Raw genomic sequence first — 14,293 nt, forward strand, 5'->3', positions numbered from 1 at the left:
GCTCGCCGCGGGCCGCGCAGCGCGACGTCCAAAACCCGCCGGACCGGCGCCCGCGGCCGGCGCAGGCTGGGGCGCATGAACACTGCCTTCGACGTGCGGGCGATCCCGGCGGGGACGCTCGACGAACTGCGCCGCCTCGACGACAGCGGCCGCTGCCACCCCGTCACCGTCACCGAGGACGCGGGCGCGCCGCTGCGCTGCTGCCTCACCCGGGCCCGGGCCGGCGAGCGGATCACCCTGCTGTCGTACGCGCCGCTGCGCCGCTGGGCCGAGGAGAGGGGCTGCGACCCGGGCGCGTACCTGGAGACCGGGCCGGTGTTCGTGCACGCCGACCCGTGCGAGGGCTTCGCGGGCGGCTGGCCGGACGGCTTCCACGGCGGGCCGCGCGTGGTGCGGGCCTACTCGGCGGACGGGCGGATCCTCGGCGGCCGGGTCGGCGAGCCCGACCGACTGCCGGAGCTGGCCGCCGAGTTGCTGGCCGACCCGGCCACCGCCGTGGTGCACGTGCGGGCCGTCGAGTTCGGCTGCTTCATGCACGAGGTGCGGCGGGCCGGCTGAGCGCTCAGCCGCGCTTCGCGTAGTCCGTGAAGCCCTGCCAGTCGATCACCACGCAGGCCACGTCGCCGATCACCCAGGCGTCGTGGCCGGGCGGGCAGACCATCACGTCGCCGGCCCCGAACTCCTCGGCCTGGCCGTCGTCCATCTCGACCCGCATCCGGCCGGAGATCACGTACCCGGCGTGCGAGGCCTGGCAGCTGTCCGTGCCGGCGATCGGCTTCACGTGCTGCGACCAGCGCCAGCCCGGCTCGAACACGCCTCGGCCGACCCCGCCGGCCTTCAGGTTCACCAGCGCCACCTGCCCCTTGCCGCCCTCGAACGGGCGGACCTCCTCGGGGCTGTCCAGACTCATCCGCACCAACCCGGCCATCACCGCTCACCTCCGGCCGAGAAAACCCCGCGCCCCGCCGCCGGGCTCGGCGACGGGGCGCGGCTGACGCTTCCCATCCTGGTGACCCGGCGCGCTGCGCGCCAGGCACGGCGGTCACTCCTCGGTGGCCGCCAGCACGATGTCGATCCGCCGGTCGGCGAACCGGTCGACCGGATCCGCCCAGTACGTCCACGGCGTGGGGACGATCGGGCCGAGCGCCCGCAGGTGCGGCATCGCCTCGGCGTCCCGGCCGGACTGGGCCAGCACCCACACCAGCCAGCCGTGCGCGTAGGGGCGGTGCCGGTCGTCGGGGTCGGCCGCCTCCAGGTCGGCGACCACCGCGTCGGCGGCCGCCCGTACCTCGGGCGAGGCGTACGGCTCCTTGTCCCCGGTGAACTCCTCGAAGTACGCGTCCAGCTTGAGCGCCGTCAGCAGGCTGCCCGCCGGGGCGGCGGCGATCGCGGCGTCCGCGAAGGCGTGCATCTGCTCGTGGCTGCCCTTCCACTTGGCGCACCAGTACTGCAGGGCGCCGGTGTGGGCGGAGAAGTTGTGCGGGTCGCGGGAGACGATCTCCTGCCACAGCGCCCGGAAGCGGTCGTTGTCCCAGCTCTGACCCATCGCCAGCGGGACCTGCAGGACGAACGGCAGCGGGTCGGCCGGGTCGGCGAGCCGGACGGCCTCGGCGGCGGCCGCCTCGGCGTCGGCCAGCACCTTGCGGAAGGCCACCCACTGCTCCGCGGTGACCTTGTGGGCGCGCTGGGCGGTGCGCACGTTCCAGGCCAGGACGATCAGCGCGTCCAGGGTGAGCAGGGCGGCGTCCGCGTCGGCCGGCCGCTCGGCGCGCCAGGCCAGCAGCCAGGCGTCGTCCTCGGCGGCGAGCTCGGCGAAGCGGCCCAGCAGGCCCCTGCGGCGGTCGTGGTCGCCCGCGGCGGCGGCCAGGAGTTCGGCGGCCGGGCGCCAGTCGCCGTCCTTCAGCGCGGCCAGCGCGGCGTCCACGTCCGGCCCGGTCAGGCCCGGGTCGACGACCAGGTCGTCGCGGTGCAGCATGCCGTGGTCGGTCGGGTAGATGACCCGCCGGTTCGCCTGCTCGTACCGGTCGATGGTGGCCTGCGCAGCCTCGGAGCGGGCGTTGAGGGTGGCGACGCGGCGCTTCATCAGCCAGATGGCCAGCTTGTAGCCGACGATCAGGAGCAGCGGAATGATGACGATCAGACGGGCCATCGGGCGGATCAGCTCCAGGGGTTGTCAGGACCGGGCGGCGGTCTGCTCGGCCAGCAGGGCGCGCAGCGGGGCGGTGTCCGGCGCGGCGGCGACGGCGGCGTCCAGCGCCGCGGGCAGCCGGTCCTCGACGCCGTCGGCCAGCACCAGGGCGGCCGGGCGGCTCCAGGACAGCTCCCAGCGGGCGGCCTTCCCGGCGGCCAGGGCGAGCACCGTCAGCGACCGCAGCGCCTTGCGCAACTGCTGCCGCTGGAACTCGCGGGCGGCCCGGCCGGTGGCCTGCGCGGCCTCCTCGCTCTGCGGCAGCAGCTTCGCGAGCTCCTCGCCGCGGCCGGCGTCCAGCGCGTCCAGCATCGCCTCGACGGTGCCGTGCAGGCCGCTGTCGGTGAGGGCGCGCAGCACCGGCTGGGCGTTGTCGCGGGCGTGCGCGTACATCACCTCGTGGACCAGCTCCGGCCAGTCCACCCGGCGCATGTTCAGCGCCTCCGGCACCAGCGCCAGCGTCTCCAGCTCGGTCAGCCGCTGCTGCGGGTCGCGCAGCAGCCCCAGCGCGGGCCGGTCCGCGCCCAGGCCGGGCAGGCCCGGGGTGTCCTCCAGCGCCTCGACGGCGGCGACGCGCTGCTTGATCGGCGGGTGCGAGTCGTACGGGTCGGGCTGCTCGTCGGGCAGGTCCAGGCCCATCTCGGCGAGCTCCGCGCGGCGCTCCGGGTCGGACAGCAGGCGGTCCAGGCCGCCGAAGAACTGGCCGGGCAGCGGGAGCAGGCCGGTGTCGACGCCGATGGTGGCGTAGCAGTTCAGGTAGAAGCTCTGCGCGGAGTCCAGCACCGGGATGCGGCGCAGCGCGGAGGCGGTGGCGTCGCGGCCGGCGATCCGGGCGGCGTGCCGGTCGGCGGCGTACTCCTGGCTGCGGCTGATCGACTCGGAGACCCGGAAGTACAGCTTGGCGTACAGGGTGAAGAACTTGGCGAGGTAGCGCTCGATGCCGCCGCTGCCGGCGTCCTGGTCGCGGACCTTGCGGCCGCGGGCCTGCCGGTAGGCGTTGTCCTCGGCGATCTCGCGGGCCTTGTCGGCCACGTTCTGGTCGGCGTGGCTGTGCAGGGTGGCGATGGTGTGCCCAATGGCGGCGCGGCCGGAGACGGTGACGGCCGCCAGGCGGACGTCGTTGTTGGCGTAGTGGCCGAACTCGTGGGCGAGCACCGAGTCCAGCTCCGCCTCGGTCAGGCCGATCAGCAGCGGCGCGCCGATGACCAGGTGGCGGCGGCCCGGTATCAGGCCGAGCAGCTTGGTCTCCTCGTACACACCGGCGTTGACCTGCGGCACCAGGCGGATCTCGGCCGGGCCGCGGACGCCGGTCGCCTCGGCGATCCGGTCGACCCGGGCCCACAGCTCGGGCTGCTCCTCGCGGGTCAGCGGCAGGCCCTCGTGGCTGTCGTCGCGCCGACGGCGGGTCAGGAACACCACCCGCAGCACCGGGTAGGCGACGGCGGCGCTCAGCAGCCAGATCTTGATCATGGCCGGCCGGACGTGGTCGGTGTTGACGACCAGTTCGACGTTCAGCCAGACCAGGCCGAGCACGATGGCCGCCGCGAGCAGGTAGAACCCGGCCAGCAGCGTCACCGCCAGCAGGGCCCGGGTGGATGTGCGCATGCCGGTGCGCTCGGTGGACATTCCGCGCCCCCAAGTGTCGATCATGTGTGCGGCTGGCAGATCGTAGCGGTACGACCCGACATACCGCGAGGCAGTAAAGGTGACGGAACGGCAACCTGACGCGCCGACCGGGCGTACCCGCACAACCGCCGCCGGTGATCCTTCCGCCGCACTAGGCTCGACCGCATGACCGAGCACCAGATTTCCCACGGCTTCGAGACCCTCGCCATCCACGCGGGCCAGGAAGCGGACCCCCGGACCGGGGCAGTCGTGACGCCGATCTACCAGGTGTCCACCTACAAGCAGGACGGCGTCGGCGGGCTCCGCGAGGGCTACGAGTACAGCCGCTCCGCCAACCCCACCCGCACCGCCCTGGAGGAGTGCCTCGCCGCGATCGAGGGCGGCTCCCGCGGCCTCGCCTTCGCCTCCGGCCTGGCCGCCGAGGACACCCTGCTGCGCACCGTCCTCAAGCCCGGCGACCACATCGTCATCCCGAACGACGCCTACGGCGGCACCTTCCGGCTGTTCGCCAAGGTGCTGACCCGCTGGGGCGTCGACTTCTCCGTCGCCGACACCCACCACCCCGAGAAGGTGCGCGAGGCGATCCGACCCAACACCCGCGCGGTGTGGGTGGAGACCCCCTCCAACCCGCTGCTCGGCATCACCGACCTGGCCGCCGTCGCCGAGATCGCGCACGCCGCCGGCGCCCTGCTGGTCGTCGACAACACCTTCGCCAGCCCCTACCTCCAGCAGCCGCTGTCCTTCGGTGCGGACGTCGTCGTGCACTCCACCACCAAGTACATGGGCGGCCACTCCGACGTGGTCGGCGGCGCCCTGGTGGTCGCCGACGCCGGCCTCGCCGAGGAGGTCGCCTACCACCAGAACGCGATGGGCGCCGTCGCCGGCCCGTTCGACGCCTGGCTGGTCATGCGCGGCATCAAGACCCTCGGCGTGCGGATGGACCGCCACTCCGAGAACGCCGCCCGGATCGCCGAACTGCTCAGCTCCCACCCGAAGGTGACGCAGGTGCTGTACCCCGGCCTGCCCACCCACCCCGGGCACGACGTCGCCGCCAAGCAGATGAAGGCCTTCGGCGGCATGGTGTCCTTCCGCGTCGCCGGCGGCGAGCAGGCCGCCGTCGAGGTGTGCAACCGCGCCCAGCTGTTCACCCTCGGCGAGTCGCTCGGCGGCGTCGAGTCGCTGATCGAGCACCCCGGCCGGATGACGCACGCCTCCGCCGCGGGCTCCCCGCTGGAGGTGCCCGCCGACCTGGTGCGCATCTCGGTCGGCATCGAGTCCGCCGCCGACCTGCTCGCGGACCTGGAGCAGGCCCTCGGCTGACGGCCCGGTTGGCGGCTCAACGGCGGTGGTGCGGTCCGCCGTTGAGCCGCCCGTGGTTCAACCGCCGAAATACAGCAGGCGGTTGGACCGATCATGGTTCAACGGCGGTCGCGCAGGCCGTCGTTGAACCGCTCCAGCAGCGCGCAGAACAGCGTCCGCTCCTCCGGCGACCAGCCGGCGGTCACCTCGGCGATCAGCCGCCGCCGCTGCTCGCGCACCTGCGCCAGCCGCCCGGCCCCCAGCGGGGTCAGCGCGAGCCGCACCGCCCGCCGGTCCGCCGGGTACGGCACCCGGGCCAGCAGCCGTTCGCGCAGCAGCGGCGCGACCTGCCGGGTCACCGTGGAGGAGTCCACGCCCAGCGCGGCCGCCAGCGTCTTCACATTGGCCGGCCCACCGGCGGCAAGCCGCTCCAGCAGCCGGAACGCGGCCCGGTCGAACTCCCCGGCGGCACTGATCCGCCGGGCGAACACCGCGACCTGATGGGGGAGTTGGGAATCGGGTTCGGGAGTGGGGACATCGGGCGGGGGAAGGCTCATCGCGGCTCACCTGGGGCGCGGGCGACTCGTGACCAGCAGCGTACGCGCGCCGGGCGAGCACCGGAACCGCGCGGCCCTAGGCTGATCTTCATGCAGAACTGGCCGATCACGCTGGACGACGTCCGGGGCGCACAGAAGATGCTCGCCGGGGTCGCCCGGGTCACCCCCATGCAGAGCAGCCGCCACCTGTCGAAGGTGGCCGGCACACCGGTGCACCTCAAGTGCGAGAACCTGCAGCGCACCGGCTCGTTCAAGCTGCGCGGCGCCTACCTGCGGATCGCCGGCCTGCTGCCGGTGGAGCGCGCCGCGGGCGTGGTCGCCGCCAGCGCGGGCAACCACGCCCAGGGCGTGGCACTGGCCGCCGCGCAGCTCGGCGTGCGCTCCACCGTCTTCATGCCGCTCGCCGCCCCGCTGCCGAAGGTCGCCGCCACCCGCGAGTACGGCGCCGAGGTGCGCCTGCACGGCGCCAACGTCGACCAGGCGCTGCGGGCCGCCCGCGAGTACGCCGACGCCACCGGCGCGGTCTTCATCCACCCCTTCGACCACTGGGACGTCATCACCGGCCAGGCCACCGTCGGCCTGGAGATCCTCGACCAGTGCCCCGAGGTGCGCACCGTCCTGGTCGGCACCGGCGGCGGCGGACTGCTGGCCGGCGTGGCCATCGCGATCAAGGCGCTGCGCCCCGACGTCCGGGTGATCGGCGTGCAGGCGGCCTCCGCCGCCGCGTACCCGCTGTCGCTGGCGGCGGGCCGGCCCGTCACGCTGGAGCGGTTCGCCACGATGGCCGACGGCATCATGGTCGGCCGGCCCGGAGACATCCCGTTCGAGGTGGTCAACTCCCTTGCGGACGGCGTGCGGACGGTCTCCGAGGACGAGCTGTCCCGGGCCCTGCTGGTCGGCCTGGAGCGGCTCAAGCTGGTGGTCGAGCCGGCCGGGGCCGCGCCGATCGCCGCGCTGCTGGCCGAGCCCGGCCGGTTCGAGGGCCCGGTGGTCGGGGTGCTGTCCGGCGGCAACATCGACCCCCAGCTGATGCAGCGCGTCCTGCGGCACGGTCTGGCCGCCGCCGGTCGCTACCTGTCGCTGCGGGTCCGGCTCGCCGACAAGCCGGGCGCGCTGGCCGACCTGCTGGGCGTGCTCACCCGGGTCGACGCCAACGTGCTGGACGTCGCGCACGTGCGGATCGACCCGCAGCTGGGCCTGACCGAGGTCGAGGTGGACCTGCACCTGGAGACCAAGGGCCCCGAGCACTGCGCGGCGGTGATCGGCGAGCTGCGCGAGGACGGCTACGTGGTCTCGCACTGAGACCCCGGCCACCTTCCGGGTTGACGCGATATATCGCGAGTGGCGGCATCTTGCGATATATCGCGAGCTTGCCGTTGGCGGGCTCGGGTACCAAAGTGGGTGATCCACGCCCAAAACGGACTCGTGCACCGCCTTCGCCATCACTCTGGGAGATGAGGCAGGACCATGGCGTCAGCCATCGAAGCCGAGAACCTGGTCAAGACCTTCGGCGACGTACGCGCCCTCGACGGCGTCACCCTGGACGTCCCCGAGGGCACCGTGCTCGGACTGCTCGGCCCCAACGGCGCCGGCAAGACCACCGCCGTGCGCGTCCTGACCACCCTGCTCCAACCCGACTCCGGCCGGGCCGCCGTGGCCGGCGTCGACGTCCTCAAGAACCCCAACCAGGTGCGCAGCCTGATCGGCCTGTCCGGCCAGTACGCCGCCGTCGACGAGTACCTCACCGGCCGCGAGAACCTCCAGATGGTCGGCGAGCTCTACCAGATGAGCGCCCGCGACGCGAAGAAGCGGGCCGTCGAACTGCTGGAGTGGTTCGGCCTCACCGACGCCATGGACCGCACCGCCAAGACCTACTCCGGCGGCATGCGCCGCCGCCTCGACCTGGCCGCCGCACTGGTCGTCCGCCCGCCGGTGATGTTCCTCGACGAGCCCACCACCGGACTCGACCCGCGCAACCGGCTCGCCCTGTGGGAGGTCATCGAGACCCTGGTCGAGCAGGGCACCACGCTGCTGCTCACCACCCAGTACCTGGAGGAGGCCGACCGGCTCGCCCACGACATCGCGGTGGTCGACCACGGCAAGGTGATCGCCCGGGGCAGCGCGGACACCCTCAAGGCGCAGATCGGCGGCGAGCGCGTCGAGGTCGTCGTGCACCGCCCCGAGCTGATCCCCGAGGCGGTCGCCGCGCTCACCCCCTACGCCAAGGGAGACCCCGCGGTCGAGAAGAACACCCGCCGGATCACCGTCCCGGTCAGCGGCGGCGCCAAGGTGCTGGCCGCCGTCATCCGCGAACTGGACGCCCGCTCCATCGAGATCGACGACATCGGCCTGCGCCGCCCCACCCTCGACGACGTCTTCCTGTCCCTCACCGGCCACGCCACCGAGGAGCAGCAGGACGACGACGACGGCGGGGCGCCCGCGAAGAAGGGCCGCCGCGGCCACGGGAAGGACGCCTGAGATGGCCACCGCACTGCCGGACGCGGCGATCGGCCCCGTCCCCATCACCCCCCGGCGCGGCGCCGCCGCGATGCTGCACGACTCCTGGGTGGTCGCCAAGCGCAATTTGCGCCGAATGACCCGGATTCCCGAAATCGTGGTGTTCGGGCTCATGCAGCCGATCATGTTCGTGCTGCTGTTCTCGTACGTGATGGGCGGCGCGATCGCCATCCCCGGCGCCCCGTCCGGCCACGACGTGTACATCCAGTACCTGATGGCCGGCATCTTCGCGCAGACCGTCACCTTCGCGGTGGCGGGCGCCTCGGCCGGCATCGCGGAGGACATGACCAAGGGCCTGGTCGACCGGTTCCGCTCGCTGCCGATGTCCCGCGCCGCGGTGCTCACCGGCCGGACCCTCGCCGACCTGGTGCAGACCGCGATCACCGTGGTGGTGCTGGCGCTGGTCGCGCTGCTGGTCGGCTGGCGGATCCACGACGGCTTCCTGAAGGCGCTCGGCGCGTTCGGCCTGCTGCTGTTCCTCGGCTACGCGTTCTCCTGGATCGGCGCGCTGATCGGCCTGTCCGTGCGCAGCCCCGAGGCGGCCACCTCGGCCGGGCTGATCTGGCTGTTCCCGCTGACGTTCATCTCCAACGCGTTCGTGCCGGTCAGCTCGATGCCGGGCTGGCTGCAGCCGATCGCCTACTGGAACCCGTTCTCCGCCACCGTGCAGGCCTGCCGCAGCCTGTTCGGCAACCAGCTCGGCCCCGCCCCCGACGTCTGGCCGATGCAGCACGCGGTGCTGGTGTCGATCGGCTGGTCGGTGCTGATCACGGTGCTGTTCTCCTGGCTGTCGGTGCGCAAGTACCGCCGCGCGGCGGGGTGAGGCGGCGGCCGGGGCCCGGTGACGACGGAGGCCGCGAGAACGACGGAACGGCCGCTCCCCCCACCCGGGGGAGCGGCCGTTGCGTCGTCGTGCGGGAGGCTCAGCCGGAGAACGGCTTGGCGTCGATGATCTTCACGCTGGCCTTCTTGCCGTTCGGCAGCTCGTACTGGGCGTCCTCACCGACCGACTTGCCGGTGATGGCGCGGCCCAGCGGCGACTGCGGGGAGTACACGTCGATGTCGCCGTCGGTGACCTCGCGGGAGGCGAGCAGGAACTCCATGGTGTCGTCCAGGTCGCCGTCGAAGGCCACCTTCACCAGCATGCCGGGGGCCACCACGCCGGAGTCGGCCGGGGCCTCGCCGACCTTCGCCCGCTCCAGCAGCTGGGACAGCTGACGGATGCGCGCCTCGGTCTTGCCCTGCTCGTCCTTGGCCGCGTGGTAGCCGGCGTTCTCCTTGAGGTCGCCCTCCTCGCGCGCGGCCTCGATCTTCTGGGCGATCTCGATGCGCCAGGGCCCGGTCAGGTGGTCAAGCTCGGCCTTGAGCTTGTTGTAGTGGTCCTGAGTGAGCCAGGTCACGTCATCGTTGGTCTGGGTCACAGGGTGCTCCTCGTCGGTGCTGGCGCTGCTGCGAGGGTGGTTCGGCAGCAGTGGTCGATTTTCTGGGCAGATGCAAAGCAACGCCCGCTTCCGTGCCGTTCGGCAGGGAAGGGGCGAAATCACGAGCCTAACAAGTTCCCCGCGCAGGCGGGAAGGGTTGCGGGCGCGAGGGGCGTCCCGCTGCTCCGACTATGCGCTCGAAAGGGTGAGCGGGGCAAAGGCCGTCGGCGGCGGCTACTTGTCGTCCGGGGTGCAGCCGAGCAGCTCGGCGGTGGAGCCGCGGGAGGTGGTGCGCAGCGTCACGACCTTGTCGTAGCTGGTGCCCTCGGCCGGGACCTGGAAGTCGGACTGGCCGACCACCGCGCCGTCCGCGCCCTGCGAGCGGACCGTGCACACGCCCGAGGTGCCCTCGCTCTTGCGCACCGACAGCTGCAGCTGCACCTCGGTGTCGGAGACCGGCTGGAAGGTCGGCACCGCGCCGTTCAGCTTGGTCTCGCGCAGCAGGTAGGAGGTGCCGAGCCAGGCGATCAGGCCCACCAGCAGCACCCCGCACACCACGCCGGCGATCCGCAGCCGGCGGTCGGCCGCCCGGTCGTCGGTCCGGCTGTAGCGGCCCGCCGGGGGCGCGAGGAGCGGCTGGGGCGTAGGGCTCTGGTCCATGGTGAGGCTCGGTCCTTTCGCGGAGGAACGTTCGGCCGTCCGCGGGAATGGACGCGCCCTCCAGTCCGTCACTATAGGAGGGGCACGTCCGCGCCACAGGCGGCGGGGGAGCCGGCCCGAGGAAAGCGGACATACCTGTACCTGGAAGGGACCCAGGCGTTGAGCGAGCAGTTGCGGTTGATGGCGGTACACGCGCACCCGGACGACGAGTCCAGCAAGGGCGCCGCCACCATGGCGATGTACGTGGCCCAGGGGGTGGAGGTCCTCGTCGCCACCTGCACCGGAGGCGAGCGGGGGTCGATCCTCAACCCCAAGCTGCAGGGCGACCCGTGGGTCGAGGAGAACATCCACGAAGTGCGCCGCAAGGAGATGGACGCCGCCCGGGAGATCCTCGGCGTCCAGCAGGCGTGGCTCGGCTACGTCGACTCGGGCCTGCCCGAGGGCGACCCGCTGCCCCCGCTCCCCGAGGGCTGCTTCGCCCTGGAGGACGTCGCCGTGGCGGCGGGCACCCTGGTCAAGCTGATCCGCGAGTTCCGCCCGCACGTGATCACCACGTACGACGAGAACGGCGGCTACCCGCACCCCGACCACATCATGACCCACAAGATCACCATGGCGGCCTTCGACGCCGCCGGCGACCCCGAGGCCTACCCCGAGGCCGGCGAGCCCTGGCAGCCGCTGAAGCTCTACTACAACCACGGCTTCCCGATGGGCCGCATCCGCGCCCTGCACGCCTACCTCACCGAGCACGGCCACGACTCGCCCTACGGCGAGTGGATCGAGGGCTGGGAGAAGTCCGGGCGCGCCGAGCGGGAGATCACCACCCGGGTCGCCTGCGGCGAGTACTTCGAGATCCGCGACAAGGCGCTGATCGCCCACGCCACCCAGATCGACCCCGACGGCCCGTGGTTCCGCGTCCCGCTCGACATCCAGCGCGACGTCTGGCCCACCGAGGACTACGAGCTCGCCAAGTCCCTGATCGACACCGACCTCCCCGAGACCGACCTCTTCGCCGGCCTCCGCAAGTAGCCCGTACCACCCCCCGGTGACCCGGCCCGCGTAGGGCCGGGTCACCATGGACGAATGAGCACCCCCGTGAACGTCACCCAGCTCGCCGCCGACCTCGCCCTCGACGAAACCAAGGTCACCCCCGGCCTCCTCGGCTTCGTCGTCTTCGCCGCCCTCGGCATCGCCACCTGGTTCCTCCTGAAGTCGATGAACGCCCGCTTCAAGAAGATCGACTTCACCGAGCAGCCCGAACCCAAGGACGACTGACCTCCGGGTTCACCCCGCCCGAGATCCACCTCCACGGCGAACGGCGCCCCCACCCGCCCGCCCCGGCGAAGACCGGGCCCTCGCGGAAACTGCCGCTCGCCGGGTCGAGTGCGTACGTGTGCACCGGCGGCAGTCCTGTGGCGGCCCGCTCGACCCGCCATCCCTCATCGGTGCCGCCGACGCTCACGTCTGCACCACCCTCGCCGCCGCCCGGACCGCCGCGATCCGCACCGGCCGCACCCCCTCGACCGCCGACCTCCGCCTCGGCGGCGATCCGGCCTCACCCCACCTCTGAACGGGCACCGGCGGCCCCGGCAGGATCAGACGGTCGGGGCCGGGGCGTTCTCGCTCCGCCCCACCGGGCCGCGGGCCGGCCGGCGGGCCGGGGCGCCGACCCGGTCGCGGCGGAAGACGACGTCGGCCATCCGCCGCTCGGGGCCCCGGCGGCGCAGCAGGAGGTGGCCGACGAACGCCGCCGGCCCGAAGAACACCTGGGCCGGGATCAGCGCCGCGGGGTGGCCGGTGATCGCGCCGACGAGGTGCAGGACGGCCACCGGGGCCACCGCGCCGAAGACCACGACCAGCGCGATGCCGGTGCGCAGCCCCGCCCGCCCGTAGGCCTTGTACGCGGCGGTGGTGAACAGCGCGTAGGCCAGCAGGTCGCCCATGCCGAGCACGGCGCCCAGGTCGTCGCTGAGGCGCAGCCCGGCCGCGGGGGCGAAGGGGTAGCCCTGGATCGCGTCGGACAGCTCCTCGGTCAGCGGGACGACCCAGGCGAAGAACGCGTCGTAGGCGGCGAGCGCGAGCAGGAACCAGGCGACGTTCTTCAGCCGCATCCCGCCCTGCACGTTGATGTTGGTGGCGGAGACGACCACCAGGCCGACGACGCAGCTGTTGGCGATCCAGTACGGCGCGCCGGTGTCGCCGAAGGCGAGGTGGGCGCCGAACACGGCCGCGATCAGCGCGGCGATCAGCGCCCAGCGCAGCCGTCCGCCGCCGACGACGGGCTGGTAGCCGACGGACAGCCCGCCCGCGAAGGCCGCCGCGAGCACCGCCGGCAGGACCGCGCCGGGCAGCGCCAGGTAGAGGTACGGCAGCGCCAGGACGAAGCCCATCATCACGTAGATGTCGGTGCCGTTGAAGACGCCGATCGGCGGCCGCGGGGTGCGGACGGTGCGGAAGTAGCCGACGGCGCCGGCGCACACCGCGAGTGCCAGGACGCAGCTGACCGCGAGCTGGAAGAGGACCGTCATGCGTGGCTCCGGGTGAAGGTGTGCTCCAGCAGGTCGCAGCGGAGCGGGAAGCGCAGCGCCGCCTCCGCGTCGTCCAGCGGCAGGACGGTGACGTTCGCGTCGATGCCCTCGGCGCGCAGCCGCTCGGCCACGTCGGCGGCGCCGAGTTCCGTGGAGGCGACCTCCACGTGCAGCCGGCCCCGGGCGGTGACCTCGGCCCGGTGGCGCAGCGGCCACGGCAGCCCGGGGGCGCCGTCCAGCGCCTCGACGATGTCGCGCGGGGTGACGACGGCGTCGGCGGTGCGGTGGAGCTGCCCGGCCTTGCCGAGGATGTGGGAGACCGCGGGGACCGAGGCGAGTTCGCAGTCGGGCTCGCCGTCCAGGGTGCGGACCACGTCACCGGTGTTGTACCGCAGGACGGGCATGCACTCCCGGTAGGGGAAGTACGGGGTGACCGTCAGCTCGCCGAGCCGGCCGGGCCCGGCGGGCTCGCCCGTCTCCAGGTCGAGGACCTCGGTGTACCCCATGTTGGGGTCGATGTGCAGGTGGTGGTGGGAGCAGGTGCGGCCGCTGACGGGCAGCAGCTCGGTCATGCCGAAGGAGTCGCCGACGGTGCGGGCGCCGAAGGTCTCGCGGAAGGCGGCCGCCAGGTTGCGCGACAGCATCTCCCCGCCCGCGTAGACCGCGCGCAGCCCGAAGTCCTGCGGCCCGTAGCCGCGTTCGCGGGCGACGCGCACCATGCGGGCGAGGTAGCTGGGGTTTCCGGTGAGCACCGTCGGCCGGGGGCCGGAGCCGCCGAGCAGGTGCTCGACGGACTCCTCGGGCGGGACCTGTCCCACGACGTGGCAGGCGGCGTTGGCCAGGCGGCACACCTCGACGTCCTCCTGGACGGCGGCGGTCGCCCGCGAGCTGAGGTTGATCTGCATCCGGTCGCCGGGGCCGAGGTCGCCGCGGAGCACCAGGGACAGGGCGATCAGGGCCGGCCACAGCTCCATCTCGTAGCGGGAGAGCCAGATCCGGACCGGCGCGCCGGTGGTGCCGGTGGTCTGCGTCGCCAGGTACGGGTCGCTGCAGAGGAAGTCGTCGGGGCGGGCGATCAGGTCGGCCTTGCGGGTCACCGGGATGCCGGTGAGCGTCTCGGTGGTGATCAGCGCCGGATCCACGCCGGTGAGCCGTTCCCGGTAGAAGGGCGAGCGTGCGGCGAGCCTGCGCACGGTGCGCTGGAGCGCCCGGTTCTGCAGGTCGCGGCGCTCGGCCGGATCGGTGAACGGCCCGTCGGCCAGTTCGTCGACGTCGTCGCCGAGCGAGCCGAACTCCTCCAGCGTGACGAGCGCGTCGGCGACCAGCCGCTCCACGGCCCGCACGTTCAGCCGCCGGCCGAACACCATGGCCGTGGCCACCCGTACCTGCCGGACCGCGGTCTCCAGCACTGATGCCTCCCTCGCACCTCGAACAGGACGAAGGGGTGGGGGGGGGGGGCCGCCCCCCCCCCCCCGGGGGGTCTGGGCGGCCCCCCCC

15 protein-coding genes are annotated in these 14,293 nt (G+C 73.1%); 7 read left to right on the forward strand and 8 right to left on the reverse strand.

The window, feature by feature from the left end; genetic code table 11:
• The first annotated feature begins 75 nt into the window (after positions 1-75).
• The gene (locus ACWEMJ_RS25045) at positions 76-558 is read left to right on the forward strand and encodes a DUF1203 domain-containing protein (RefSeq protein ID WP_452139362.1); all 483 of its coding nucleotides are present in this window, start codon (positions 76-78) and stop codon (positions 556-558) included.
• Between the two features lie 4 nt (positions 559-562).
• Here the strand turns inward: ACWEMJ_RS25045 and ACWEMJ_RS25050 are convergent, their stop codons facing one another.
• The 3 genes from ACWEMJ_RS25050 to ACWEMJ_RS25060 form a co-directional block, all read right to left on the reverse strand.
• Positions 563-928, reverse strand: coding sequence for a cupin domain-containing protein (locus ACWEMJ_RS25050; protein ID WP_452139363.1), 366 nt, complete (start codon positions 926-928; stop codon positions 563-565).
• 114 nt (positions 929-1,042) lie between these two features.
• Positions 1,043-2,149 carry a hypothetical protein gene (locus tag ACWEMJ_RS25055; RefSeq protein ID WP_452139364.1) on the reverse strand — a complete coding sequence of 369 codons (1,107 nt, stop codon included), beginning with the start codon at positions 2,147-2,149 and terminating at the stop codon, positions 1,043-1,045.
• A gap of 24 nt (positions 2,150-2,173) precedes the next feature.
• Positions 2,174-3,814, reverse strand: coding sequence for a M48 family metallopeptidase (locus tag ACWEMJ_RS25060; RefSeq protein WP_452139365.1), 1,641 nt, complete (start codon positions 3,812-3,814; stop codon positions 2,174-2,176).
• Between the two features lie 165 nt (positions 3,815-3,979).
• On the opposite strand from ACWEMJ_RS25060, the gene ACWEMJ_RS25065 reads away from it, so the two are divergent.
• Positions 3,980-5,134, forward strand: coding sequence for a cystathionine gamma-synthase (locus ACWEMJ_RS25065; RefSeq protein ID WP_452139366.1), 1,155 nt, complete (start codon positions 3,980-3,982; stop codon positions 5,132-5,134).
• 98 nt (positions 5,135-5,232) lie between these two features.
• Here ACWEMJ_RS25065 and ACWEMJ_RS25070 read toward each other — a convergent pair whose 3' ends face one another.
• On the reverse strand, positions 5,233-5,670 hold the full coding sequence (locus ACWEMJ_RS25070; RefSeq protein ID WP_452139367.1) for a MarR family winged helix-turn-helix transcriptional regulator: 438 nt from the start codon (positions 5,668-5,670) through the stop codon (positions 5,233-5,235).
• A 90-nt stretch (positions 5,671-5,760) separates the two neighbouring features.
• Here ACWEMJ_RS25070 and ilvA point away from each other — a divergent pair, with 90 nt between their 5' ends.
• The 3 genes from ilvA (at position 5,761) to ACWEMJ_RS25085 (ending at position 9,010) form a co-directional block, all read left to right on the forward strand.
• Positions 5,761-6,972 (forward strand): threonine ammonia-lyase, encoded by a 1,212-nt coding sequence (ilvA, locus tag ACWEMJ_RS25075; protein ID WP_452139368.1) that lies wholly within the window; start codon positions 5,761-5,763, stop codon positions 6,970-6,972.
• Between the two features lie 165 nt (positions 6,973-7,137).
• On the forward strand, positions 7,138-8,148 hold the full coding sequence (locus ACWEMJ_RS25080) for an ATP-binding cassette domain-containing protein (protein WP_452139369.1): 1,011 nt from the start codon (positions 7,138-7,140) through the stop codon (positions 8,146-8,148).
• A 70-nt stretch (positions 8,149-8,218) separates the two neighbouring features.
• The gene (locus ACWEMJ_RS25085; RefSeq protein ID WP_452139376.1) at positions 8,219-9,010 is read left to right on the forward strand and encodes an ABC transporter permease; all 792 of its coding nucleotides are present in this window, start codon (positions 8,219-8,221) and stop codon (positions 9,008-9,010) included.
• Between the two features lie 100 nt (positions 9,011-9,110).
• Here the strand turns inward: ACWEMJ_RS25085 and greA are convergent, their stop codons facing one another.
• A complete protein-coding gene (gene greA / locus ACWEMJ_RS25090) occupies positions 9,111-9,608 on the reverse strand; it encodes a transcription elongation factor GreA (RefSeq protein ID WP_452139370.1) in 498 nt (165 codons plus the stop codon).
• Between the two features lie 234 nt (positions 9,609-9,842).
• Positions 9,843-10,268 (reverse strand): DUF4307 domain-containing protein, encoded by a 426-nt coding sequence (locus ACWEMJ_RS25095; protein ID WP_452139371.1) that lies wholly within the window; start codon positions 10,266-10,268, stop codon positions 9,843-9,845.
• 159 nt (positions 10,269-10,427) lie between these two features.
• On the opposite strand from ACWEMJ_RS25095, the gene mca reads away from it, so the two are divergent.
• Positions 10,428-11,297 (forward strand): mycothiol conjugate amidase Mca, encoded by an 870-nt coding sequence (gene mca / locus ACWEMJ_RS25100; protein ID WP_452139372.1) that lies wholly within the window; start codon positions 10,428-10,430, stop codon positions 11,295-11,297.
• A 54-nt stretch (positions 11,298-11,351) separates the two neighbouring features.
• Entirely contained in the window at positions 11,352-11,543 is a 192-nt protein-coding gene (locus tag ACWEMJ_RS25105; RefSeq protein ID WP_452139373.1) for a hypothetical protein, read from the forward strand.
• A gap of 320 nt (positions 11,544-11,863) precedes the next feature.
• Here the strand turns inward: ACWEMJ_RS25105 and ACWEMJ_RS25110 are convergent, their stop codons facing one another.
• Positions 11,864-12,796, reverse strand: coding sequence for a hypothetical protein (locus tag ACWEMJ_RS25110; protein ID WP_452139374.1), 933 nt, complete (start codon positions 12,794-12,796; stop codon positions 11,864-11,866).
• Positions 12,793-14,205 carry a phenylacetate--CoA ligase family protein gene (locus ACWEMJ_RS25115; protein WP_452139375.1) on the reverse strand — a complete coding sequence of 471 codons (1,413 nt, stop codon included), beginning with the start codon at positions 14,203-14,205 and terminating at the stop codon, positions 12,793-12,795. The genes ACWEMJ_RS25110 and ACWEMJ_RS25115 overlap by 4 nt, the downstream gene beginning before the upstream one ends.
• Positions 14,206-14,293: the final 88 nt, after the last annotated feature.

This window comes from Kitasatospora sp. NPDC004531, from assembly GCF_053602195.1.

Excerpts from the sequence above, each read along its gene's own strand:
- ACWEMJ_RS25045 (WP_452139362.1), top strand. The coding sequence starts at position 76 with ATGAACACTGCCTTCGACGTGCGGGCGATCCCGGCGGGGACGCTCGAC.
- ACWEMJ_RS25050 (WP_452139363.1), bottom strand. The coding sequence starts at position 928 with ATGGCCGGGTTGGTGCGGATGAGTCTGGACAGCCCCGAGGAGGTCCGC.
- ACWEMJ_RS25055 (WP_452139364.1), bottom strand. The coding sequence starts at position 2,149 with ATGGCCCGTCTGATCGTCATCATTCCGCTGCTCCTGATCGTCGGCTAC.
- ACWEMJ_RS25060 (WP_452139365.1), bottom strand. The coding sequence starts at position 3,814 with ATGTCCACCGAGCGCACCGGCATGCGCACATCCACCCGGGCCCTGCTG.
- ACWEMJ_RS25065 (WP_452139366.1), top strand. The coding sequence starts at position 3,980 with ATGACCGAGCACCAGATTTCCCACGGCTTCGAGACCCTCGCCATCCAC.
- ACWEMJ_RS25070 (WP_452139367.1), bottom strand. The coding sequence starts at position 5,670 with ATGAGCCTTCCCCCGCCCGATGTCCCCACTCCCGAACCCGATTCCCAA.
- ilvA (WP_452139368.1), top strand. The coding sequence starts at position 5,761 with ATGCAGAACTGGCCGATCACGCTGGACGACGTCCGGGGCGCACAGAAG.
- ACWEMJ_RS25080 (WP_452139369.1), top strand. The coding sequence starts at position 7,138 with ATGGCGTCAGCCATCGAAGCCGAGAACCTGGTCAAGACCTTCGGCGAC.
- ACWEMJ_RS25085 (WP_452139376.1), top strand. The coding sequence starts at position 8,219 with ATGCTGCACGACTCCTGGGTGGTCGCCAAGCGCAATTTGCGCCGAATG.
- ACWEMJ_RS25095 (WP_452139371.1), bottom strand. The coding sequence starts at position 10,268 with ATGGACCAGAGCCCTACGCCCCAGCCGCTCCTCGCGCCCCCGGCGGGC.
- ACWEMJ_RS25105 (WP_452139373.1), top strand. The coding sequence starts at position 11,352 with ATGAGCACCCCCGTGAACGTCACCCAGCTCGCCGCCGACCTCGCCCTC.
- ACWEMJ_RS25110 (WP_452139374.1), bottom strand. The coding sequence starts at position 12,796 with ATGACGGTCCTCTTCCAGCTCGCGGTCAGCTGCGTCCTGGCACTCGCG.